This is a genomic window from Polaribacter sp. R2A056_3_33 (assembly GCF_019278485.1).
GTDB lineage: Bacteria > Bacteroidota > Bacteroidia > Flavobacteriales > Flavobacteriaceae > Polaribacter.
Genome location: NZ_CP058984.1, coordinates 3285119 through 3308942 on the forward strand (window position 1 = coordinate 3285119; position 23824 = coordinate 3308942).

Sequence of the window (23824 nt, forward strand, 5' to 3'; positions counted from 1 at the left end):
ATATTCTAATCAAAAAAAATAATATTGTATAAATACACAATGGTTTATTTTATTAGTTCCTAAATATATTTATCATAATGCTTGATAATCGTTACTCATAAATTATATGTCGTTCTAACTCTTAATTTTTTTGCTTTCTTCATCTTTAGTATGCGTATTAACATGTATTTACAATTAGATTTCTTCAATATTTATTAATTGATGTTTTATTTTATTTAGAATTGTTCTAAATAAAATAAAAAACTATATTTGCTAAATATTATTTAGAGTCGTTCTAAATAGAGCTAGGCAAAAACCTTTAAAATTAAATATGGAATTAATTTATAAAAATAAATATGGAGCAAGTTATAAAGTAAATAAATACCCAAACCAAAATTATGAAATGCAAATAGTTATTGGCTCTGTAGGAGTTTTTATGGCAGAAAATGAACTAGATAATTTATTAGATGTTGTTCGAGGATCTCATGTTCCTTGTAATTGTGACAGCTGCAAAGGAGAACGATGTAATAAAATTTGGACTACAAGTGAATTAGTTGATACTTGTATTAAAGTGGATGACACAATTTTAGGGCTTTTAGAGGATTTAATTTTAGGTACTCAATTTATTTTAAATATAGACGATATTTTAGATGAGTATAGAATTAAATAGAGTATTTATGAAAGAAGAATTAATAGAATCGGTTGATAAAGAAGAATTAAATCAATTGGCACAGCAACTTCGTTGTCCAAAGGGAGAAAAGGGTATTTCTATAGGTGAGTTATTAAGCGACACTAATAAAGGTATGGTTTTAGAAAGTGTGAAATTACTTGATGTACAAGATAAAGATAGGGTATTAGAATTGGGGCATGGAAATGCTTCTCATTTACCCGATGTACTAAAACAGGCTAGTGAATTGAAATATTTTGGAATGGAGATATCTGAAATTATGCAACAACAAGCAGTAAAAATAAATGCAAAATACATTAAGAAAAGGGTTGCATTATTTTTATTATACAATGGACTAAACATTCCATATGTTGTTAATTTTTTTCATAAAATTATTACTGTAAATACTATATATTTTTGGACAAATCCCATAGATTTTTTAACAGAAATACACAGAGTACTTAAATCTAATGGTGTTTTTGTAGTGTCTTTTGCCAATAGTAGTTTTATGAAACAACTTCCTTTTGTTGCTAATACAAACGTTTTTAGTCTTTATGATCATGAAACGTTTATAAACCTAATAGCTGAGACTGATTTTAAATTAGTAAAGATTAAAAATAAAACAGAAACAGTAAAAAGTAAAACGGGAGAGTGGGTCAGTAGAGAGTATTCTATTGCAGTATTACGAAAAAATTAAATCTCTTTATTTTCAATCAAAAAATGTCTAAGAATCTTTATTTATACAAACAATAAAAATAACTAACAGAACAGATCTGATTACAGCTTCATCCGTTAGGAATTAAAGCTTATTTTAATATGTTTTATAATCTTCTCCTTAAAGTTTTGTATTCAATGTGTTTATTAGCACTACTGTTTTTCTCTTCCATATAAATTTCTTATTTATCAATAAAAGATGAAATATTTAAACTTCATATTTTCTCCATTCAAAGCATACTATTTTATATAACAGTAAGCTTTGAATAGAGATTATTTTTTATTTAGTTGGAACATATTTTTTTCATAAATCTATGTTTTTATATCTAAAAAAGAAGCGGTTTTATATCTTTTATTTACAATAATGTTTTAAATTTTATGATTATATATTTATAGTAAAATATTTAAGTTAATTACAATTTATAAAAAATTATTCACTTTTAATAAATGAATGAACATTTATTCATAACTTTGTATTGGAAAATAATTCTAAGTATGGCGCGTAAAATTGATGAAGATAAAATAGCAAGAATTAAAGATGCGATTATGCATACCATTGTAGAACATGGTATTGAAGCAACTACAATTGCTATGATTGCTAAAAAAGCAAACGTAAGTGGTGGGTATTTGTATAGAACTTATACGGGTAAACAAGATTTAATAAATGAACTCTATCGTGATAAGGTAAACTCTTTATATAAAGAGCTAGAATATTTATTAACCATAAACACTAATACTATTAAACCACTTATAGAAGAGTTTATTAGAAATAGAGTTACTTACTTTTTAGAAGAGCCAAATGCATCAAAATTTTTTTATCAATTGTTACATAATGAAAACTTTTTTGCATCAGAAATCATTAAAGAAAAGAGTGCTGAGTTAATGAATAGCATCAAAAAAATTGGAGTGAAATCTGGTGAGATTTCGAAAGAAACAACGGTGTATCAATTGCATTATCACATTTTGGTCTATGCCGTGGATTATATCAATTTTACAAGAAAAAATATTTTTGGAGAACAAGAAGTTACTATAGATGATGTAGATAAACTAACTGATAATATTTTAAATATTTTAAAATAAGTGAATATCAATTTAAAAAATAAATCAATGAAATTGAATGGAATAGGAGTGTTTTTCTCTGTTGTATTAGGTTTTATAACAACATTTACAAACGCCCAAGATATTACCTTAAGGCAAGCGTATGACTTAATGTTGTCTAAAAACGGAGATGCAAAAGCCTCTAGCTTTGAAGTAAAAGCGATGGAAGAAGAGCATAAAGCTACAAAAGGATTGCGTTTACCAACGGTAGGTGTTTCTGGTACTTATATGCATTTAGATAAAGATATTTCGGCTGATTTAAATGAGCAAAGAAATATGGTAGGTGGCTTGTTAGGGATTACAGATCCTGCAGCCGTTTTAGGGAGTTGGGATTTTACTCTGCAAGAAAAAAATATGGGGTTTGCCACTGCAGATATATCGATGCCAATTTATGCAGGAGGAAAGATTAATGCCGCTAACAAAGCTTCAGAAATAAAATTAGCATTGTCAGAAACCAAGCATAAAATTAAAGAAGATGCATTGACGATTCAGTTAATCAATTACTTTTTTAAGTTAAAATTAGCCGAAGAAGCAGTTCAGTTAAGACAAGAAGTATATGATGTTATTTTGTTACATAACAACCAAGCAACTAAGTTTTTCGAAAATGGTATTATTCCAGAAGTAGAAACTTTAAACGCTAAAGTAGCTTTGTCTAATGCAAATAGAGAGTTGTTAGGGGCTAAAAAAGATGTCGATTTGGCTACTACGGCTGTTCAGAACTTAATAGGAGTAAATTCCATTTCTGGTTTCAGTAGTGAATTTAAGGAACCCACCATAGTAAAACCTTTGCAAGATTTTACCAATGATATGTTGACAGACAATGAACAGTTAAAAATCATTGAAAAAAATCATGAGTTAGCAAAAGTAGGTGTACAAGTAGAAAAGAGCGATTATTTTCCGAAAGTAGGAGTTTCTGGAAAATACATCCTTTGGAAAGATAATTTACCATTGGTAGATACAAAATGGTTTGTTGGTGTTGGTGTAGAATGGGAGTTGTTTAATGGTTTTCAAAGAGAACATAAAATAAAAGCATCAAAATATAAAATTTCTCAAGTAGAAGAAATTGATAGACAAGCGCGATTAAATTTAACGACGTATACAGAAAAACTGTACAATACAATGCAAAAAGAACTGGAGCAATACGAAAGTTTACATACAGATGAAGCGTTGGCAAATAGACTAAAATTTATGAGAACACGTGCCTTTGAAGAAGGAACTGGAACTTCACTAGAAGTGATGGACGCAACTCTAAAGTTATCAGAAATTAAATTACATAAAATAAAAGCTTTATACGAGTACAATGTAGCTTACGGAGAGTTAATGGTACTTACAGGAAAAACAGCTTCTTTCTTAAATAAAAATTAATAATAAAATTAAAATGAGAAATTCAAAATTTATAAAATCATTAATAGGTGTTGTAATTATTTCAATTATAGTTCTTACAGGTGTGTGGTTTTTAACGAAACCTAAATCGGTTGTTTTACAAGGTAGAATTGAAGCAAAAGAAATTTATTTGTCTTCTAAAATACCTACACGTATCAATTCTTTTGAAGTGAAAGAAGGAGCAAGTGTAAAAAAAGGACAATTGATAGCAACGCTTTTAAGTCCAGAAATTATGGCAAAAGAGCAACAAGCGTTAGCTTTAAGAGATGCTGCAAATGCTCAAAAGAATAAAGCACAAAATGGAGCAAGGTCAGAAGAAATTAGAGCAGCAAAAAGTGTCTATGAAAAAGCAACAGCAGCAGCCAATGTAATGAATAAGACATACACTCGTATGGCAAACTTATTTAAGGATGGCGTAATTTCTGAACAAAAAAGAGATGAAATATTTGCAAAAAAAGAAGTTGCGTTAAAAGACCAAGAAGCGGCGTTAAGCATGTATCAAATGGCAAAAAAAGGTGCTAGAAATGAAGATATAGATGCTGCAACAGCAATGGTAAAACAGGCAGATGGCGCTTTAATTGAGTTAGAAGGTTATAAAAATGAGCGTAATATTATTGCACCTATAGATGCAGAAGTTCTTGATTTTTTACCAGAAGAAGGAGAATTAATAGGAGCAGGTTACCCTGTGGTTCATTTGGTTGATTTAACAAATAGTTACGCTATCTTAAATATCAAAGAAACGAGTCTTTTCAATTTTAAAAAAGAAAGTGTTTTTGAAGCAACGATTCCTGCTTTAAATAATAAAAAAGTACAATTTAAAATTTATTATGTTGCTGCTTTAGGGGATTATGCTACTTGGAGTGCAACAAAAGCTACTGGAGATTTTGATATTAGAACTTTTGAAATTAAGGCGATGCCTGTTGAAAAAGAAGTAGAGTTAAGACCTGGAATGAGTATTTTAATTGATTATTCTCAATTTAATGAGTAAAATGAAACCCTCTTTACGGATTGCAAAAAGAGAGATCGCACTGTTATTTAACAGTAAGTCGACTTTTGTTCTTGCAGTAATATTGCCTTTTGTGTCCATTTTGTTTTTTAATACGCTTTTAAGTGAAGGTGTTGCTAGAGATTTACCAGTAGCTGTGGTAGATTTAGATCATACTGCAACCTCAAGAAATGTTATTGCTCAGTTAGATGCTGCACCGGATATTAAAATTGGTTTTTTTCCTATAAATCAGCAAAAAGGAGAAGAATTAATTAGCTTGGGAAAAGCGTATGGTGTCGTTACAATTCCTCAAAACTTTGAAGCAGATTTAAAAAGTGGAAAACAAGTAAACATCATCAACCAGTACAATAGTAATTTTTTATTGGCTGGTGGATTAGAATATAAAGCATTTCGGAAAGTTATTGGCACAATTTCGGCAGGTGTAAACATAGAAAAGCAACGTAAAAAAGGAGTGTCAAAGCAACAAGCATTGGTGAATTATCAACCTATAAAAGCAAATAATCATATATTGTCTAATCCGTATACAAATTACTCCTATTACTTAAATACCGGATTTTTAACGATGTTTTTTCAATTATTTGTCATGCTAACCACTATTTATTGTTTTGGGGCAGATCTAAAGTATAGCAAAGGAAATAAGTTATTGAGCATTACAAACGGAAGTTTATCTGCTATTATTTTAGGAAAAGTTTTACCCTATACGATTTGGTTTTTATTTGTAGGTATTGTTACATTATTAAGTATGTACGTATGGCAAGATTTTCCTTTTTTTGGAAGTAAAACAACCGTTTTAGCAGGTTTACTTTTATTGATTTTAGCAAATCAGTCATTTGCATTATTCTTTATTGCTATTAGTGGTAGTTTTAGAGAAGCCTTAACAATTGGATCTGGTTTTGGAGCTGTAAGTCTTTCTTTTTCAGGAATTACATTTCCAATTTTTGGAATGCCAGAAATATTGCAATGGTTGAGTCAGGTTTTTCCGTTTACCCATTTCTTTGAATTATTACTAGATCAATCGCAACGAGGGTTTCCTGCATTTTACTCTTTAAAGGCAATCATTATTTTAGTTGTTCTGTGTATTGTGCCAATTTCAATAAGTTGGTTTAAGTTAAAAAGATTGTTTTTAAAAGGGAAGTTTAATCACAGTATTTAAAATGAAGAATTTATATAAATTATTTTACAAAGGCATCATCTCATTTAAGAATACATTCCGTACCGAATGGAATTCAATTAAATCGGATAAAGCGGTGGCAAGTACTTTTTTATCTGTAACCCTTATTATTTTGGTGGTGTATACTTATATATATTCAAATCAAATAATTAAAGAAGTTCCGGTTGCAATTGTAAATCAAGATGGTACCAGAATGAGTAGAGATTATATTGCTATGTTAGCGGCTACAGAAGGGACAAAAACAATAACATCATTTGCCGATTTAGAAACAGCTAAAGTAGCCTACTATTCTAGAGAAGTGCAAGGAATTGTTATAATTCCAAAGAATTTTGAAAAGAATATTAGAAGTGGCAGACAAACAACCATTACTACTTTTTCTGATGCTGCTAATATGTTATTTTACAAACGTGTTTTAGGAGATGTTACTGCGGTTAACGGATATTTTAGTGCAGGAATTGCAGTAAAAAAAGAAATGGCAAAAGGAGTTTCTTTTGATGAAGCTCAGAAAAATTATACGCCAATAAAAGCAATATCCACCAGTTTGTTTAACACAAATTCTGGATATGCAACTTATTTAATTCCGATGTTAACTGCTTTAATTATTCAATTAGTTTTATTGATGGGAATTGGTCTTTTAAGTGGATCTCGACGAGAATCTAAATCTACACATAAAGAATTTCCAAGGATACTACATAAAGGAGGCGTGCTATCTGTTTTATTAGCCAAAGCGTGTTTATATACTTTAATTTATATCGTTATTATTCCTATTCAAGTTGGCGTTGTGTACACGTTGTTTGGAATTCCGGTGCGTTCTTCATTATTATCAATTTACGTATTTATAATTCCCTATATATTTTCTGTGGTGTTTCTAGGAATATCCATCAGTTCCTTTTTTAAAAGAAGGGAAGATTCTATTGTTTTTTTAGTCTTGCTTTCTATTCCGTCATTAATGTTAAGCGGGTTGTCTTTTCCTGTTGAAGGGTTTTCTAAGTTTTATAAATTTATTTCAGACATCATTCCATCAACACCAGGTATGAATGGCTTTGTTAAATTAACACAAATGGAAGCTTCATTTTTAGATGTAATAAAAGAATGGAATCACTTATGGTTGTTAACGGTAATTTATTTTGTCATTGCTGCCATCTCTTTAAAATTAAGAGCAAAAAAGGAAGTAATGTTAAAAAAAGGATTAGAGGTAAATAGTTAATTATATAGATTATAAGAGTCGAAAACTATATTAGTAATCGAATTAGTTCTCAACTGCGATCTAACTGACAAAAATAAATTAAGTAGCTACTATAAAACAAGAAGTTAAGGTAAATAAAAAGCAGGTTTTTATTTACTGATATATAAAAGTGATTATAAAATCTATACATCGCTTTTTTTTGATTTGAAGACCTTGAAATTACTAAGCTTTTCATAATCTTTCTCAAATTTCTATTATCTTCGTTTTTCTAAAAAAAAGAGACAGAAAATGAGTAGAAATATAAAGGACTATTTAGTTATTGGTTTAAAAGGAATGGGAATGGGTGCAGCAGATGTAGTGCCTGGAGTTTCTGGTGGTACAATTGCCTTTATTTCTGGTATTTATGAAGAATTATTAGGATCTATTAGCAATGTAAATCTAGACTTATTTAAGACATTAAAAAAAGACGGATTAAAAGCAGCTTGGACACAATTAAACGGTAATTTTTTAGCTTCATTATTTATAGGGATTTTTATAAGTATAATTTCATTAGCAAAAGTCATTAAATATTTATTAGAAAATGAGCCTATTTTATTATGGTCGTTCTTTTTTGGTTTGGTATTGGCTAGTATAATTTACATCGCTAAGCAAATTACAAAATGGAATGTTATTTCTTTAGTAGTCTTGGTTTTAGGAGCCTTTTTAGCGTATTATATTACGACTCTAAATCCTTTAGTTTCAGAAAATTCTTCTCCGTTATTTATATTCCTTGCAGGAGCAATTGCTATTTGTGCAATGATTTTACCTGGAATTTCAGGTTCTTTTATTTTAGTGTTATTAGGTGCATATAAACCTGTTTTAGATGCTTTAAATAATAGAGATTTTAAAACGATATTCGTTTTTATGGCTGGTGCAATTATTGGCCTATTAACATTTTCTAGAGTTTTAAAATGGTTGTTTAAACATTATAAAAATATAACGTTAGCTGCTTTAACAGGTTTTATAATTGGATCTTTAAATAAAATTTGGCCTTGGAAACAAACCTTAACATGGCGTACAAATTCTCATGGAGTAGAAGTGCCATTTAATCAACAAAGTGTAAGTCCTTTTTCTTTTAATGGAGATGCAGAGTTAACCATGGCAATTGTATTGGCAGTTGTTGGTTTTGTAATTATTCTAGGAATGGAAAAATTAGCAGTAGCGAAAAAATAAATGTTAGTAGAAAGAACTTTTTTACAGAAATTAATCCTTTTTTTTAAAGGGTTGGCAATGGGAGCTGCAAATAAGGTCCCTGGTGTTTCTGGCGGAACAGTTTCTTTCGTTTTTGGCTTTTATGAAGAATTAATTTACTCATTTAGAAAGGTAAACTTAAAAGCATTTAGGTTGCTGCTAAATGGTCGATTTAAAAGTTTTTATAGCTACATTAATGGCTCTTTTCTGCTTTTAGTTATGGGCGGAAGTGTCTTTAGTTATTTTAGTATTTCTTTAATACTAGATTATTTTTTAGACAACTTTGAGTTGTATGTTTGGAGTTGGTTTTTTGGAATGATTATAGGATCTATCTATTATATTGGAAAAGATTTTGGAGATTGGAATTTTAAAAACATACTATCTTTAGTTATTGGAGCGTCTATAGGAATTGGAATTAGTTTTTTAACGCCAGCAACAGAAAACGACAATCTTTGGTTTGTTTTTGTATGCGGAATTATTGGTGTTTCTGGAATGACGCTTCCAGGACTTTCTGGGTCTTTTATCTTAATTCTGTTCGGGAACTATGTTTTATTATTGGTCGATTCTGTGAATGTATTATTTAATGTAGTTACCAGTGTTTTATCTGGAGATTTTACGGTTTTGTCTGATCCGATAAAAGTACGTTATTTAAAAATAATTAGTGTTTTTACTGCAGGTTCTGCTTTTGGATTGGTTTCTATTAGTCATGTTTTAGGCTATGTTTTAAAACGTTGGAATCAAATTGTAAATGCAGTTATTATAGGTTTTATTACAGGATCATTAGGTATTGTTTGGCCTTGGAAAAAAGCAGTGTATTTACAAGAACAAGGGAGTTTTTTAATTGATCAAAAAGGAAATAAGATTGTTGAAAATTACGAACGTTTTGTTCCTGATTTTTCAAATTTAGAAACCTGGACAGCTGTATTTTATATTGTGTTAGGTGTTTTGTTAATTTTAGTAATAGATTTTTATGGGAGAAAGAAAAAATAAAGTTTTTGGATTATTAGGGAAAGATATTGAGTATTCTTTTTCTCGTGGGTATTTTACCGAAAAGTTTAAAAAATTAGATTTACAAAAATGTAGATATGTTAATTTTGATCTTCAAAAAATAGAAGATTTTACTGCTGTAATAAAAGAAGGAGGAGATAGTTTAGTCGGAATAAATGTTACCATCCCTTATAAGGAAGAAGTAATGAAATACTTAGATAAATTAGATGAAACAGCAAAAGCAATTGGTGCTGTAAATACTATTAAATTTACTAAAAGAGGAAATTTAAAAGGATATAATTCTGATGTTGTAGGTTTTGAAAAATCAATATTTCCATTGATAAAAAAACACCATAAAAGAGCTTTAATTTTAGGTACAGGAGGTGCGTCTAAAGCAATTGCATATGCCTTAAAAAAGAATGATATTAAGTTTAAATTTGTTTCTAGAAACCCAGAAGGTAAAAAAGAAATTTCTTATCAAGATTTAACGGAAGAAATCATGGAGAAATATCAAATTATTATCAATTCTTCTCCAGTTGGTACATCTCCAAATACAGATAGATGTCCGGATATTCCGTATCAGTTTATTACAGAAAAACATTTGTTGTACGATTTAATTTACAATCCAGAAGTGACAACTTTTTTAGCAAAAGGAAAAGCACAAGGAGCTACAATTAAAAACGGATATGAAATGTTGCAATTACAAGCAGAAGAATCTTGGAGAATTTGGAATAAAGCATAATTAGAATGATATTATTTATTTAATATTAAAAGAATAGTTGGCAATTAGCGCAGCGCGTTAGTGGGTGCATTGGAAATCCTTTTTATGAAGAATGAATAAAAAGATTGTAAAGGAAAGCCCGACCTGCAAGGGAACGCCCAAAAGTAAATTATCTATGTTATTTTATAGTTAGATAGTTTGTAGATTTAGTAAGTTGTCAGTATCTTTATAAGATATATAATAGTAGTATTATAGTAGACCTTAAACATTGTAGATATGTTAGAAAAAAATGAAGTAAACGTTGATAAGACGGAAAAGAAAGTAGAAGAAGTTTTAAATGAAACTAAAAAAGTTGAAGTTGTAGAAAATCTTGAAAAAACAGATGATACTGTTGATGCAGTTGATGAAATAGAGAAATCTATTGCTAAGGATGCTGAAAAAGATACTGATAAAGATGCAGAATCTGATGTTGTAGATTATTCAAAATTATCTTTAGAAGATTTAGTTTTAGAACTTAAAAAAACACTTTCTGATAATCCTGTTCAAAAAATAAAAACTCAAGTTGAAGGTATTAAAAGTGCTTTTAATCAGAAATTTGGAGCTCTTTTAGCAGAAAAGAAAGCAGCTTTTTTAGAAGAAGGAGGTAATTCTATCGATTTTCAATTTTCTAGCCCTATAAAAACGGATTATAATACGCTGTTGTCTGATTATAAAAAACAACGTGATGCACATTATAATGATTTAGACAAGCAACTTTCTTCTAATTTAGAAAAAAGACTTTCTGTTATTGAGCAATTAAAAGATTTAATTGAAAATGCAGATACAGCAACAATGTATAAAAGTTTTAGAGAATTACAAGATTCTTGGAAAACGATTGGACCTGTTTCTAAGAACCATTATAATGATACTTGGAAAACCTACCATCATCATGTAGAGCGTTTTTATGATTTATTACATTTAAGCAATGATTTTAGAGATTTAGACTTTAAACATAATTTAGAAGAAAAATTAAAAATTATAGAAAAAGCAAATGCATTGGCAGAAGTAGCTGATATTAATGTTGCTTTTAAAGAGTTACAAGATTTACATAAAATTTGGAAAGAAGATATTGGACCTGTTTCTCAAGAAATGAGGGAAGATGTATGGGGTAAATTTAGTGAAGCAACTAAAAAAATTCACGATAGAAGGCATGATCACTTTAGAGAAATGCGTTCTAAGCATCAAGAAATTATAGAGAAGAAATTATTGGTGGTAGAAAAATTAAATGCTTTTGATACTTCTAATAATAAAACGCATAACGATTGGCAAAAAAGTATTAAAGATATAGAAGAATTAAGACAAGAATATTTTAATGCAGGTAAACTTCCGTATTCTAAAAGTGAAGAAGTTTGGCAAAAATTTAAAGCGGCTACAAAGAAATTTAACAGCGCTAAAAATGTTTTTTATAAGCACGAAAAAAACGATCAGCAAGAGAATTTAAAGAAGAAAATGGCGTTAATTGAGCTTGCAGAATCTTTAAAAGAAAGTGAAGATTGGGAGTCTTCGACGAATACTTTAAAGAAAATACAAGCAGATTGGAAAAAAATAGGGCATGTACCTCGTAAATTTTCTGATGATATTTGGAAGCGTTTTAAAGCAGCTTGTAATCATTATTTTGATAGATACCACGAACAGAAAAACTCTTTAAATAAAGAGCAACAAGAGGTTGTAGATGCTAAAAAAGAATTCTTGGAAACGGTTAAAGAATTAAAAGATCCTACTAAAGAAGGTATTTTCGAAATTATAAATAACTGGAGAAATTTAGGTGCATTGCCAAGAAATGCAAGACACATTGATGGTAAATTTAATAAGTTAATCGATAGAGCTTTAAGTGGTTTAGATCTAGACAAGAATGAAGTTGCTATGTTAAAATTTACACATGTTGTAGATAGCCTTGCAGCAGATAACGATGTTAGAAAGTTAGATTCTGAGCAAATGTTTGTTAGAAAGAAGATTGATGATGTTGTTAAAGAAATTCAACAATTAGAGAATAATTTAGGTTTCTTTTCTAACGCAACAGATGATAATCCTTTAGTATTAAATGTAAAAAATAGAGTAAATGAGTTTAAAGCAGATTTGACTATTTGGAAAGAAAAGTTAAGTTATATTAAGAACTTAGATTACTAATTTACTTATAAAATATATGAAGTTTAAAACTCGAAGCAATTTGCTTCGAGTTTTTTTGTTTATATACGGTGCCCAAAATTGTATAAGTATAACTATTTATTTCGTGTGTTCACTTTTAATTTACTATTTCCAAAATGCCGAAGTGACATGTTTTAAATTTCGGGATGTTTTTATATTTTTCAATAATTTTTCTCAAAGTTTGACCTTTCGAGCTTAGAGAGAAATCACACAAAGTTGCTCAACGTTGTGTTCTCTTCTTTATGTGACTTCTCATTCCATTCGAAGTGATAAGTTAGAGTTTTGTTCTTTTTTCTACTTGGTTAGTATCTTTGAAAAGTCTATCTACAAAAGGGTAAACATAGAGTGGGTTAAAAGATTCTTTTCAGAATGACAATCTATGTGTGAAAAAAGAATAATAAAAGTTAACTTAGTCTTTATTCTTGTCTCTTTTAGCGAAGCAGTTTTGAATTATTTTTCTATATAAAACAAAAAACTCGAAGCCTAAAAGCTTCGAGTTTTTTATAATTTATGAGTAGAAAGATTAAGAAAAGAATTTCTCCATTTTTAATTTTTCTTCTTCAGCCAAAGCAGCATCTACTAAAATACGACCACTATGCTCATCGATAGTAATTTTCTTTCTATTTGCTATTTCTAATTGCACCTGAGGTGGAATTGTAAAATAAGAACCTCCAGAAGCACCACGCTCAATAGCAACTACTGCTAAACCGTTTTTTACTTTAGTTCTAATTCTTGTATAAGCAGCAAATAAATGTGCATCTAAAGTTTGAGAAAACTCTTCAGATTTCTGAGCTAATAACTCTTCTTCTTTTTCAGTTTCTTTTAAGATTGCATCTAATTCAGCTTTTTTATGGCTTAAATGTTTTTCTTGTTTCGCTAACTTTTCGTTAGTAGCATCAATTACCTCTTTTTTCTGAGCTATTTTTGCTTTGTATTCAATAATTCTTTTTTCAGCTAATTGAATTTCTAAATCTTGATATTCAATTTCTTTAGATAAAGAGTCAAATTCTCTGTTATTTCTAACTTTCTTTTGTTGCTCATCATACTTTTTCATTAACCCATTAGACTCATCAATAGCTAATTTTTTGTTGTTAATGTCAGTTTCTAAGTTTGCTGCGTCTTGGTTTAAGTTCGCAATTCGCGTGTTTAATCCGGCAACTTCATCTTCTAAATCTTCAACTTCTAAAGGTAGTTCACCTCTAACGTTTCTAATTTCGTCAATTCTAGAGTCGATTAATTGTAAATCGTATAAAGCTCTTAACTTTTCTTCAACCGAAATTTCTTTCTTCTTTGCCATGTTTATATATAATATATAGGATTTGTACTTTCTTCTGATAAAATGACTGCAAAATTACTAAATTTTTTCGTAAGATAGTCTACCAAAAGGTTTTTTGTAAACTGTTCACTCTCATAATGTCCAATATCTGCCAAAAGGATACTGTTTTCAGCTTTAAAAAACTCATGATATTTAAAATCTGCACTCACATATGCATCTGCACCTGCTTTTATTGCATTAGAAATGGCAAAACTACCAGATCCACCTAAAACAGCTACTTTTTTTATTTTTTTATTGATTAAATTAGAATGTCGCACACAATCTGTTTTCATTGTGGCTTTTAAATATAAAAGAAAGTCGGTTTCATCCATCTCTGATGGAAGTTCACCAATCATTCCCATTCCAATATTTTGGTGTATATTTTCTGTGGTTATAATTTCATATGCTATTTCTTCGTAAGGATGATTTGCTTTTAAAGTTTTTAAAATAGCAGCTTCATTCTTACTTTCGAAAATGATAGAAATTAAAGTTTCTTTTTCAGTTGTATCTTTTCCTTTTATACCAATAACCGGATTCGATTTTTCGTTTCCTCTAAAAGTTCCTTCACCTAAAATATTAAAAGAACAATTATCATAATTCCCAATATTTCCTGCGCCTGAAGCAAATAGAGAATTTCTTAATGCTTCTGAATCTTTAGTAGGAACATAAGTGGTTAGTTTTTTAATAATTCCCTTCTTAGGAATTAAAACTTTAGGGTTTTCTAAACCTAAAACTTCGCACATTTTAGCAGAAACACCATTATTAGAATTATCCAAGGCAGTATGCGTTGCATAAATGGCAATGTCATTTTTTATGGCCTTTAAAACTACGCGTTCTACATACGAATTTCCGTTTAGTTTTTTTAAACCTCCAAAAATAATAGGATGAAAACTAACAATTAAATTACAGTTCTTAGCAATTGCTTCATCTACGGTTTTTTCTAAGGTATCAAGAGTTACTAGTACACCAGAAACGGTAGTATTATAATTCCCCACTAATAAACCAACATTGTCAAAGTCTTCAGCATAATTTAAAGGCGCTAATTCTTCTAAGTAGTTGGTGATGTTTTTTATGATCATAAATAAATATTGTGTCAAAAAATCAAAGTTAACATTTCTGTTTATAAATTCATAAAAATGACTTACTTTTTGGATGTGAATTTCTTCAATTTGTTAAAATAATTGCGTTATAGCCTATGGAAACTCTTTAAAGTAGATTTTAAAAGAAAGTTGCGTAGACAAATTCATCCTTTTCTTTGATTAAACTTATTTGTTTTAAAACAATTGCAGGTTTTTGTAGTGTCTGTTTGAGAGTGTCGAGAATTATTAGGTTTCTAGAATAAGTTTCGATTAACATCAACTATACATTTAGATTGACACTAATAATTTATATAACGAACTAATTTCCGCTTTAAAGAATACAGCAATCAAAATAATCGATAAACTTTACAAAAGAAATTTACGTGAAATTCGTGTTTTTTTCTTTTTTAATGTGTGTAACCTGCTTATTTTTGAATCAATGAAATTTCTAAGATTTTTACTTTTTCCGTTTGCCATTATTTATGATGTGGTCACTAGCATACGAAACTTTTTTTTTGAAGTAGGTTTTTTTAAACAGACTTCTTTTAAGATTCCGATAATTGTGGTTGGCAATTTAAGTGTGGGAGGAACTGGGAAAACTCCGCAAATAGAATATTTAATCCGTTTATTAAAAGATGGTTTTAAGACAGCTGTTTTAAGTAGAGGATACAAACGTAAAACAGAAGGTTTTGTATTGCTTAATAGTACGCATTCTGCGGAAGATGTTGGAGATGAACCTTTACAATACTATGAAAAGTTTAATACCATTGATGTTGCTGTTGATGCAAATAGAGTAGCAGGAATTACTAAGTTGATTACAGACAATGCTCCTGAAGTTATTTTATTAGATGATGCTTATCAACATAGAAAAGTAAAAGGTAGTTTTTACATTTTATTGACAAAGTATGATGATTTATTTACGGATGATTTTTTATTACCAACAGGAAATTTAAGAGAAAGTAGTAGTGGAGCAAAGCGAGCGGATGTTATTTTGGTTACCAAATGCCCTGTAAATTTAACGGAGTCTTCCAAAAACAGCATTAAACAGAAGTTAAAGAAGTTCCATAAAAAGGTGTTTTTTACAACGATTTCTTATGATGTTCAAACGGCTGGATCTGAATCTATTTTGGTGAATGATTTAAAAGACTACGATGTTTTATTAATAACAGGAATTGCAAATCCAACACCACTTTTATCTTTTTTAACGGAGAAAAACGTAAATTTTAAACATTTAAAGTTCCCTGATCATCATCATTTTACAGATAATGAAATAGAAATAATTAAGAAGGAATACACGAATTTAAAGTCTTCTAAAAAGCTTATTTTAACAACAGAAAAAGATTACGTGCGTTTAGAAAATAGGGTGGAAGCACTTTCATTTTTAGGAATACAAACTTCTTTTTTAGAAGAACAAGAAGTGTTTAATTCAATACTTAAAAACCATATACAATAAAACCAGCGTTGTTAGGACGCTGGTTTCTTTTTTTGATTTTTGTTAGAAGTATCTTTTTAAGAACACCTCATCTATAGGACACCATTTTTTTTAATAAGTCACATGGTGTTTATTTTACCCTGAATTTATAAAATATAAAGACCTCAGATGGTTTTAATATCTAAGGCCTTTGTATTTATTATACTATTTTAAAATCTAAAACTTCTTGCGTTAGGGATAGAAGTAGAAAGCGCACATCCCAGAAAGGGAGAGGACTTGTAACGAATAGCCCGACCCTTGTGGTAACGCCCAAATACTTTTTACATTTCCATAGAATGAAAGACGTTTTGCACGTCATCATCTTCTTCTAGTTTCTCCAACAATTTTTCTACATCTGCTTGTTGCTCTTCGTTTAATTTTGTGGTTGTAGTAGGAATTCTTTCAAATCCTGAAGATAAAATTTCTGTACTATTTTCTTCAAAGTAAGTTTGGATAGCTCCAAATTGCTCAAAAGGAGCATAAATGATAATTCCTTCTTCATCATCAAAAACTTCTTCAACTTCAAAATCGATTAATTCTAACTCTAATTCTTCTAAGTCGATTGTAATATCTTCTTTTTTGATTGTAAAAGTACATACATGATCGAACATAAAAACGACAGAACCAGAAGTACCTAAATTACCATCACACTTATTAAAAGCAGACCTTACATTGGCTACAGTTCTATTATTATTGTCTGTTGCAGTTTCTAAAAGAACCGCTATTCCGTGAGGTGCGTACCCTTCAAACAAAACTTCTTTATAGTCTGCAGTATCTTTATCGGTAGCTTTTTTAATTGCACGTTCTACATTATCTTTAGGCATGTTTGCAGCTTTTGCATTCTGCATAACCGCCCTTAATCTAGAGTTAGAATCGGGATTTGGACCACCTTCTTTAATAGCCATTACAATATCTTTACCAATTCTAGTAAAGGTTTTTGCCATTGCTGACCAACGTTTCATTTTTCGTCCTTTTCTAAGCTCGAATGCTCTTCCCATTTCTAATGATGTTTTTATAAAAATTATAAATACAAATGTAAAAATTAGCAAGTTGATTCACAATTTTTTAAACAAGGATTTTTTAGAAATATACCTATTTGTAGGTATTGTTCTGAGTAACTATTTTTTATAGTTTTAAGGTGAACCTTTTAAATATATAAATTATGAAAAAAATTACTTTATTATTTTTATTTTTTTGTTCACTTTCTGCTTTTTCGCAAGTGAAACTAACGTCTTCTACAAAAGAATATAACAATGGTACAACTTGGGATCTTAGAAACAAAACAACGTATACGTATGATGCGAACGAAAACCTGATTTCAGAAAAATATTATGATCGGAATAATTCTTCTTCTAGTTGGACGTATAGTAGTAACGATTCCTTTGTATATAATAGTGAAAATAAGGTTGTAAGCGATACTTATGAAAGTTTTGATTATTCGGGAAATGTTTCTTATGGTTATAAAGCAAATTACACATACAATGCTAATAACCAAATTGTAGAATCTATAAATTTAGAATTCAAAGATGGTGTTTATGTTGATGATTATAAAAATATATATACGTATTCTGGTAACAAAATAATAGAAGTTGTAGATTATTATTGGAATGGTTCTGCTTGGGTTTTAACTGCAGATTATTCTTCAAAGAGTACAGTAAATTATGGAGCTAATGGTTTAGTTTCTGAATTTTATTATTATGAATGGAACGGAAGTGCTTGGAGTTTAGATGGTAAAGATGTGTATGGCTATAATGCAAATAATAAATTAACAAGTTCTATATATTATGATTGGAACGGAGCTGCTTATGAGGCCAATTATAAAGATGAATATGGTTATGATGCTAACGGTAATTTAATCTTGGAAAAATGGTCAGATTATAATAATGGATCTTTTGAATTATATTCTGAAGAAAATTATACGTTTGATGTAACTCAAATGATGAGTAGTTTTACGCATCCATTTAAAGATAAATTTGGTTTTGAAGCGTTGACAGGACAAGGTAATCGATTTGTAAATAAAGTATTAGGTTATAGTAATGTAGATTATAGAACTACACACAATTATGGAGAAGTTACAGCAAGTGTAAAAGATTTTAGTTCTATTGATTTTGCAGTGTTTCCAAACCCAACTTCTTCAATTTTAAAGATTGATGATACTCGTTTTACTTTAAGAAATATAGAATTATTTAACGTTTTAGGAAAAAAAGTATTTGTATCAACTAAAAATGAAATAAATATAGCACATTTAGTGAATGGCGTTTATCTATTGAAAATAGAATCAGAAAAAGGTAATGTGGTTACAAAAAGAATAATAAAAAATTAAAAGTAAAATTATTTTATGTACCAAAAAGAGCCTTTATGTAGTGTTACTAGAAGGCTCTTTTAATACATATGCGTATTGTTATTTTAAAAGATCGTACGTTTCTTTTGCAATTTCTAGTTCTTCGTTGGTAGGAATTACTAAAATCTTCACTTTGCCTGTATCTTTCTGAATTTCTCTAATTTCTTTAGAACGAATGTCGTTTTTTTGTTCATCTAATTCAATACCAAAAAACTCTAAGTTTTCGCAAGACATTTGTCTCATTAAAATTGAGTTTTCTCCAATACCGGCTGTAAATATAATAGCATCTAATCCATTTAAAGCAGCAGTATAAGCACCTATAAATTTCCTAATTCTATAACCTGCTAAATTTAAAGCGATTTGGCACTCTTCATTACCATTACCTGCTTTTTCTTCAATTTCTCTTAAATCAGAATAACCAGTTAAACCTTTCATTCCAGATTCTTTTTGTAAAATATCATTTACTTCATCTGCAGATTTACTAAATTTCTTCATTAAAAAGAAAATAACAGATTGATCGATATCTCCAGCACGAGTTCCCATAACTAAACCGTTGGTTGGTGAAAATCCCATAGTGGTATCAATACATTTTCCGTCTTTAATTGCAGACATACTACAACCATTGCCTAAGTGAATTGTAATTATTTTTGATGATTTTTCACCTAAATGTTCTATTGCTTTTTCGGAAACATATTTATGACTAGAACCATGAAAACCATAAGCTCTTACTTTATTTTCTTTTAAATAAATAGTAGGAATTGCATATTGGTACGCTTCCTTTGGCATTGTTTGATGAAAAGCAGTGTCAAAAACAGCTGTTTGCTTTGCAGAGGTAAAAATGGTTTCAGCAACTTCTATACCAGTTAAATGTGCAGGATTGTGTAAAGGAGCTAAATCAAATAAATCTTTAATATTAAATTTTACTTTTTCAGTAATAAGAACAGTACCGCTATATCTGCTTCCTCCATGCACAACTCTATGTCCAATTGCTTTTATTTCATCAACCGAATTTATAACACCTAATTCTGGATCTAATAAAGCTTTTGCTATTTTTTTTAAACCAACTTCATGATTTAATATTGGTGCGACTTCAGAGTGTTCTTTATCTTCTTTTTTGTGTGTGAAAATGGCATCTTCCATACCAATTCTTTCTACCAAACCAACGCATTTTACAGCTTGAGAAGGCATTTCTATTAATTGGTATTTTAAAGATGAAGAGCCTGCATTTATAACTAAAATATTCATATTATCCTTGGTGTGCTTGTATTGCTGTTAATAAAACGGTGTTAAAGATATCTTCTACTGTACAACCTCTACTTAAATCGTTTACTGGCTTGTTTAAACCTTGTAACATTGGGCCAATTGCTAAAGCTCCTGTTTCTCTTTGTATAGCTTTGTAGGTATTGTTTCCTGTATTTAAATCTGGGAAAATTAATACAGAGGCTTGTCCAGCAACTTCAGAATCTGGCATTTTTGTTTTTGCCACAGACATATCTACGGCTGCGTCATATTGTATAGGTCCTTCAATTTTTAACTCTGGATGTAAGCGTCTCACTATTTCTGTAGCTTTTCTCACTTTTTCTACTTCTTCTCCTTTTCCAGAGCTTCCAGAAGAATATGATAACATTGCTATTTTTGCATCTATACCAAAAGCTTCTGCAGATTGCGCTGAAGAAATTGCTATTTCTGCTAATTGTTCTGCGTTAGGATTTGGATTTACAGCACAATCTCCCATTACAGAAACTCGGTCTGATAAACACATAAAAAATACAGAAGAAACTACAGATACACCTGGTTTAGTCTTAATTAACTGTAAAGATGGTTTTATGGTATGCATAGTTGTGTGCACTGCACCAGACACCATTCCGTCTGCTAGACCATTCATAATCATTAAGGTTCCGAAATAAGAAACATCGTTTACTAAGTCTTCGGCAATGGTTTCTGTCATGCCTTTATGTTTACGTGCTTCATATAATGTTTTTACAAAAGCATCATTATGTATAGAGTCTTCCGGATTTAGAATGTTTATTTTATCTAAATCTATTTGTAATCCAATTTGATCACATTTAAGCTGAATTGTGTTTCTATCTCCCAATAAGGTTAAATCAACAATGTCTAATAATTGTAAACGTGCTGCTGCAGTAATAATTCTTTCATCATCACCCTCTGGTAAAACAATATGTTTTTTATAAGCTCTTGCTTTTTGTAGCAAGTTGTATTGAAACATACTTGGTGTTAATTTTACGGAATTGTATGAAGTTAGTGTGTTTGTTAAACCTTCTGCATTTACATATGTATCAAAAGTATCTAGAGATAGTAATATTTTTTTGTTGTGGCTTGCGTAAATTTTAGATTTTACTGCGCCAATCTTATTGGTAATACCAAAAGTACCTCCCTTAACGGAAATAATAGGCACGGTAGATTGTACACCTTCAATTAGTTTGGTAATGGATTCTTCTGGTAGTAAAGAACCTGTTAAAACAATTCCTGCAATTTTTGGATAGTTGGTAGAAGCATTAGCTTGTAAAGCACCCAAAATAATATCTGCTCTGTCCCCAGGAGTAACTACTAAAGCATTTTCTCTAATTCTTGTTAAATAGTTGCGCAGTTGCATAGCTCCAGTACTATAACTTCCTATGGCATTGTCTAGAAATTGTTCTCCAAATAATACTTTACCTTCTAAAGCTTGTAAAACTTCTCTAACGGTTGGATATGCTAAAAAGTCTATTTTAGGAATTACGTTTATTTGTAAGTTTTCTGGAAAACTTTTTTCTAATTCTTGTTGAATGTAGTTTACCTCATCACCTTCAATTTTATTAGCAATAATACCAATTACATCTACTTCTTTTTTGATAAAAGACTTATAAGTAAGTTGCATGGTGTTTACAAAATCTTTCTTTTTCTTGCCATTTCCAGAACCCACTATTAAAGCAGGAATACCTAGGTTTTTGGCAATCATTAAATTTACATCTAGCTCTGTAAAACCACCTTCACCAGAAAAGTCTGTACCTTCTACTAAAACATAATCATATTTAGCTTCAAGCTTTTTATATTTTTTAATTACTTTATGAATAACGTCATCTGTTTTTCCTTCACTTAAAAGTTCTACAACCTCGTTGTGCTTATATGCATAACAGTCATCATAATCAATATCTAAATTAAAAAAGTTAATAGCAGTATTGGTATGATCATCAAATTTACTGTCTTTAACTTCGTTGATAATAGGCCTAAAATATCCTACTTTAGATGATTTAGTTAGCATCATTCTTAAAAGACCTAATGACACCAAAGATTTACCACTGTCGGATTCAATTGCGGCAATATATATAGCTTTACTCATTTTTTTTTGTTAATTGTATTTGCAAAAATATGTTTTAAAGGAACTATTAAGTATGATAATAGTCACTTTTGGATGTTGATTTTATAGAAAAAAAATACCTGTTTAGATATTATTTACAAAATGTTGGCAGATATTTAAACTTGTAAAACACCCATATTAAATTGTTTTGTAATAGGAGCGTGGTTTGCTGCTTCAATTCCCATGGAAATCCAATCTCTAGTTCTTAACGGATTAATTACAGCGTCTGTCCAGATTCTGGCAGCGGCATAATAAGGTGAAATTTGCTTGTCATAACGCGATTTTATTTTGTCAAATAATTCAGCTTCTTTTTCTGGAGTTATTTCTTCGCCACGTTTTTTAAGTGATGCCGTTTCTATTTGTAGCAATACTTTTGCAGCAGAATTTCCGCTCATTACTGCTAATTCTGCACTTGGCCACGCAACAATTAATCTAGGATCGTATGCTTTACCACACATTGCGTAATTACCTGCTCCGTATGAGTTTCCTATAACAATTGTAAATTTTGGTACTACAGAATTACTTACTGCATTTACCATTTTTGCACCATCTTTTATAATTCCACCATGTTCAGATTTAGAACCGACCATAAAACCGGTAACATCTTGTAAGAAAACCAACGGTATTTTTTTCTGATTACAATTGGCGATAAAACGGGTAGCTTTATCTGCGGAATCGTTATAGATTACTCCTCCAAATTGCATTTCTCCTTTTTGTGTTTTTACTAATTTACGTTGATTGGCAACTATACCAACTGCCCAACCATCAATACGAGCGTAACCAGTAATAATTGTTTTTCCGAAGCCTTCTTTGTATTGTTCAAATTCAGAATTATCTACCAAACGCTTTATAATTTCTAACATATCATATTGTGCGTTTCTTTCCTTCGGAAGGATTCCGAAAATATCATCTTCATTTTCTTTTGGCGGAAAAGCTTCGGTTTTACTAAAACCAGCTTTGTCATAATCACCAATTTTATCTATAATGAATTTTATTTTATCAAGCGCATCTTCATCGTCTTTTGCCTTGTAATCTGTAACTCCAGAAATTTCACAATGTGTAGTTGCGCCACCTAAAGTTTCATTGTCTATAGATTCGCCAATTGCGGCTTTTACTAGATAACTTCCAGCAAGAAAAATACTTGCAGTTTTATCTACTATTAAAGCTTCATCACTCATAATTGGTAAGTAAGCACCACCTGCAACACAACTTCCCATAACAGCAGAAATTTGTGTAATTCCCATACTGCTCATAATGGCGTTATTTCTAAAAATACGACCAAAGTGTTCTTTGTCTGGAAAAATTTCATCCTGCAATGGCAGATAAACACCCGCAGAATCTACTAAGTAAATAATTGGTAATCTATTTTCTATGGATATTTCTTGAGCACGTAAATTCTTTTTTCCTGTAATAGGGAACCAAGCACCTGCTTTTACAGTAGCATCGTTTGCTACAACAATACATTGTTTTCCTTTTACGTATCCCATTTTTACAACTACACCACCAGAAGGGCAACCGCCATGTTCTGCATACATATCTTCACCAGCAAAAGCACCAATTTCTATAGATTTAGAATTGCTATCAAGAAGGTAATCGACTCTTTCTCTTGCGGTCATTTTACCTTTTTCATGCAGTTTGTCAATTCTTTTTTGACCACCACCTAGTTTTACTTTGGCAAATCTTCTTTTTAGATCTGATGCTAACAATTTATTGTAATCTTCGTTTTTATTGAAGTTGATATCCATCGAAATTTATTTCTTAATTTATGCTAATTTAAGAAATATTCTTTTGATTAAAATGATAAAAAAAAGAGGTTGTCTAAAAAGGAGTTTTTTTGTCAATCTGAATTTATTTCAGAATCTTAGAATTACCTAAATTTAGTAAGTTTAGATGCTGAAACAAGTTCAGTATGACAAGGTTTAAAACTTTTTAGA

19 protein-coding genes are annotated in these 23824 nt (G+C 30.0%); 13 read left to right on the forward strand and 6 right to left on the reverse strand.

Translation table 11 applies throughout. From position 1 onward, the window contains the following. The first annotated feature begins 310 nt into the window (after positions 1-310). The 11 genes from H0I29_RS13830 to H0I29_RS13880 all read left to right on the forward strand — a co-directional run bounded on the left by H0I29_RS13830 (position 311) and on the right by H0I29_RS13880 (position 12308). On the forward strand, positions 311-649 hold the full coding sequence (locus H0I29_RS13830; protein WP_218733309.1) for a hypothetical protein: 339 nt from the start codon (positions 311-313) through the stop codon (positions 647-649). A 7-nt stretch (positions 650-656) separates the two neighbouring features. Further along, positions 657-1343 (forward strand): class I SAM-dependent methyltransferase, encoded by a 687-nt coding sequence (locus H0I29_RS13835; protein ID WP_218752819.1) that lies wholly within the window; start codon positions 657-659, stop codon positions 1341-1343. 512 nt (positions 1344-1855) lie between these two features. After that, complete coding sequence (locus tag H0I29_RS13840; protein WP_218752820.1) at positions 1856-2440, forward strand: TetR/AcrR family transcriptional regulator; 585 nt, start codon at positions 1856-1858, stop codon at positions 2438-2440. Between the two features lie 27 nt (positions 2441-2467). Next, positions 2468-3823, forward strand: a complete 1356-nt coding sequence (locus H0I29_RS13845; protein WP_218752821.1) for a TolC family protein — start codon at positions 2468-2470, stop codon at positions 3821-3823. A gap of 13 nt (positions 3824-3836) precedes the next feature. Continuing rightward, positions 3837-4829 (forward strand): HlyD family secretion protein, encoded by a 993-nt coding sequence (locus H0I29_RS13850; RefSeq protein WP_218733317.1) that lies wholly within the window; start codon positions 3837-3839, stop codon positions 4827-4829. Between the two features lie 91 nt (positions 4830-4920). Continuing rightward, the gene (locus tag H0I29_RS13855; protein WP_218752822.1) at positions 4921-6000 is read left to right on the forward strand and encodes an ABC transporter permease; all 1080 of its coding nucleotides are present in this window, start codon (positions 4921-4923) and stop codon (positions 5998-6000) included. A 1-nt stretch (position 6001) separates the two neighbouring features. Continuing rightward, positions 6002-7225 (forward strand): ABC transporter permease, encoded by a 1224-nt coding sequence (locus tag H0I29_RS13860; RefSeq protein WP_218752823.1) that lies wholly within the window; start codon positions 6002-6004, stop codon positions 7223-7225. A gap of 267 nt (positions 7226-7492) precedes the next feature. After that, positions 7493-8416 carry a DUF368 domain-containing protein gene (locus tag H0I29_RS13865; protein WP_218752824.1) on the forward strand — a complete coding sequence of 308 codons (924 nt, stop codon included), beginning with the start codon at positions 7493-7495 and terminating at the stop codon, positions 8414-8416. Next, positions 8417-9424 (forward strand): DUF368 domain-containing protein, encoded by a 1008-nt coding sequence (locus H0I29_RS13870; protein ID WP_218752825.1) that lies wholly within the window; start codon positions 8417-8419, stop codon positions 9422-9424. After that, positions 9405-10163, forward strand: coding sequence for a shikimate dehydrogenase (locus H0I29_RS13875; RefSeq protein WP_218752826.1), 759 nt, complete (start codon positions 9405-9407; stop codon positions 10161-10163). The genes H0I29_RS13870 and H0I29_RS13875 overlap by 20 nt, the downstream gene beginning before the upstream one ends. A gap of 255 nt (positions 10164-10418) precedes the next feature. Beyond that, positions 10419-12308 carry a DUF349 domain-containing protein gene (locus H0I29_RS13880; RefSeq protein WP_218752827.1) on the forward strand — a complete coding sequence of 630 codons (1890 nt, stop codon included), beginning with the start codon at positions 10419-10421 and terminating at the stop codon, positions 12306-12308. A gap of 541 nt (positions 12309-12849) precedes the next feature. On the opposite strand, the gene H0I29_RS13885 is transcribed toward H0I29_RS13880, so the two are convergent. Together H0I29_RS13885 and H0I29_RS13890 are read right to left on the reverse strand one after the other, a co-directional pair. Next, the gene (locus H0I29_RS13885) at positions 12850-13623 is read right to left on the reverse strand and encodes a zinc ribbon domain-containing protein (RefSeq protein ID WP_218733330.1); all 774 of its coding nucleotides are present in this window, start codon (positions 13621-13623) and stop codon (positions 12850-12852) included. A gap of 2 nt (positions 13624-13625) precedes the next feature. After that, complete coding sequence (locus H0I29_RS13890) at positions 13626-14720, reverse strand: Nif3-like dinuclear metal center hexameric protein (RefSeq protein ID WP_218752828.1); 1095 nt, start codon at positions 14718-14720, stop codon at positions 13626-13628. A 439-nt stretch (positions 14721-15159) separates the two neighbouring features. Here H0I29_RS13890 and lpxK point away from each other — a divergent pair, with 439 nt between their 5' ends. Then, positions 15160-16173, forward strand: coding sequence for a tetraacyldisaccharide 4'-kinase (lpxK, locus tag H0I29_RS13895; RefSeq protein ID WP_218752829.1), 1014 nt, complete (start codon positions 15160-15162; stop codon positions 16171-16173). 299 nt (positions 16174-16472) lie between these two features. Here lpxK and H0I29_RS13900 read toward each other — a convergent pair whose 3' ends face one another. Further along, complete coding sequence (locus tag H0I29_RS13900) at positions 16473-17189, reverse strand: YebC/PmpR family DNA-binding transcriptional regulator (protein WP_218733335.1); 717 nt, start codon at positions 17187-17189, stop codon at positions 16473-16475. A 164-nt stretch (positions 17190-17353) separates the two neighbouring features. Between H0I29_RS13900 and H0I29_RS13905 the strand changes: the two genes are divergently transcribed. After that, positions 17354-18514 (forward strand): T9SS type A sorting domain-containing protein, encoded by a 1161-nt coding sequence (locus tag H0I29_RS13905; RefSeq protein WP_218752830.1) that lies wholly within the window; start codon positions 17354-17356, stop codon positions 18512-18514. Between the two features lie 78 nt (positions 18515-18592). On the opposite strand, the gene H0I29_RS13910 is transcribed toward H0I29_RS13905, so the two are convergent. From H0I29_RS13910 to H0I29_RS13920, 3 genes are all read right to left on the reverse strand, one after another. Beyond that, positions 18593-19777 carry an acetate/propionate family kinase gene (locus H0I29_RS13910; protein WP_218733339.1) on the reverse strand — a complete coding sequence of 395 codons (1185 nt, stop codon included), beginning with the start codon at positions 19775-19777 and terminating at the stop codon, positions 18593-18595. A 1-nt stretch (position 19778) separates the two neighbouring features. Beyond that, positions 19779-21872 (reverse strand): phosphate acetyltransferase, encoded by a 2094-nt coding sequence (pta, locus tag H0I29_RS13915; protein WP_218752831.1) that lies wholly within the window; start codon positions 21870-21872, stop codon positions 19779-19781. 134 nt (positions 21873-22006) lie between these two features. Continuing rightward, positions 22007-23635 carry an acyl-CoA carboxylase subunit beta gene (locus tag H0I29_RS13920; protein WP_218752832.1) on the reverse strand — a complete coding sequence of 543 codons (1629 nt, stop codon included), beginning with the start codon at positions 23633-23635 and terminating at the stop codon, positions 22007-22009. Positions 23636-23824 lie beyond the last annotated feature (189 nt).

Coding starts and splice junctions, on each gene's coding strand:
- H0I29_RS13880 (WP_218752827.1), top strand. CDS start 10,419: ATGTTAGAAAAAAATGAAGTAAACGTTGATAAGACGGAAAAGAAAGTA.
- H0I29_RS13840 (WP_218752820.1), top strand. CDS start 1,856: ATGGCGCGTAAAATTGATGAAGATAAAATAGCAAGAATTAAAGATGCG.
- pta (WP_218752831.1), bottom strand. CDS start 21,872: ATGAGTAAAGCTATATATATTGCCGCAATTGAATCCGACAGTGGTAAA.
- H0I29_RS13910 (WP_218733339.1), bottom strand. CDS start 19,777: ATGAATATTTTAGTTATAAATGCAGGCTCTTCATCTTTAAAATACCAA.
- H0I29_RS13885 (WP_218733330.1), bottom strand. CDS start 13,623: ATGGCAAAGAAGAAAGAAATTTCGGTTGAAGAAAAGTTAAGAGCTTTA.
- H0I29_RS13905 (WP_218752830.1), top strand. CDS start 17,354: ATGAAAAAAATTACTTTATTATTTTTATTTTTTTGTTCACTTTCTGCT.
- H0I29_RS13865 (WP_218752824.1), top strand. CDS start 7,493: ATGAGTAGAAATATAAAGGACTATTTAGTTATTGGTTTAAAAGGAATG.
- H0I29_RS13875 (WP_218752826.1), top strand. CDS start 9,405: ATGGGAGAAAGAAAAAATAAAGTTTTTGGATTATTAGGGAAAGATATT.
- H0I29_RS13835 (WP_218752819.1), top strand. CDS start 657: ATGAAAGAAGAATTAATAGAATCGGTTGATAAAGAAGAATTAAATCAA.
- H0I29_RS13900 (WP_218733335.1), bottom strand. CDS start 17,189: ATGGGAAGAGCATTCGAGCTTAGAAAAGGACGAAAAATGAAACGTTGG.
- H0I29_RS13920 (WP_218752832.1), bottom strand. CDS start 23,635: ATGGATATCAACTTCAATAAAAACGAAGATTACAATAAATTGTTAGCA.
- H0I29_RS13860 (WP_218752823.1), top strand. CDS start 6,002: ATGAAGAATTTATATAAATTATTTTACAAAGGCATCATCTCATTTAAG.
- lpxK (WP_218752829.1), top strand. CDS start 15,160: ATGAAATTTCTAAGATTTTTACTTTTTCCGTTTGCCATTATTTATGAT.
- H0I29_RS13890 (WP_218752828.1), bottom strand. CDS start 14,720: ATGATCATAAAAAACATCACCAACTACTTAGAAGAATTAGCGCCTTTA.
- H0I29_RS13850 (WP_218733317.1), top strand. CDS start 3,837: ATGAGAAATTCAAAATTTATAAAATCATTAATAGGTGTTGTAATTATT.
- H0I29_RS13870 (WP_218752825.1), top strand. CDS start 8,417: ATGTTAGTAGAAAGAACTTTTTTACAGAAATTAATCCTTTTTTTTAAA.
- H0I29_RS13830 (WP_218733309.1), top strand. CDS start 311: ATGGAATTAATTTATAAAAATAAATATGGAGCAAGTTATAAAGTAAAT.
- H0I29_RS13845 (WP_218752821.1), top strand. CDS start 2,468: ATGAAATTGAATGGAATAGGAGTGTTTTTCTCTGTTGTATTAGGTTTT.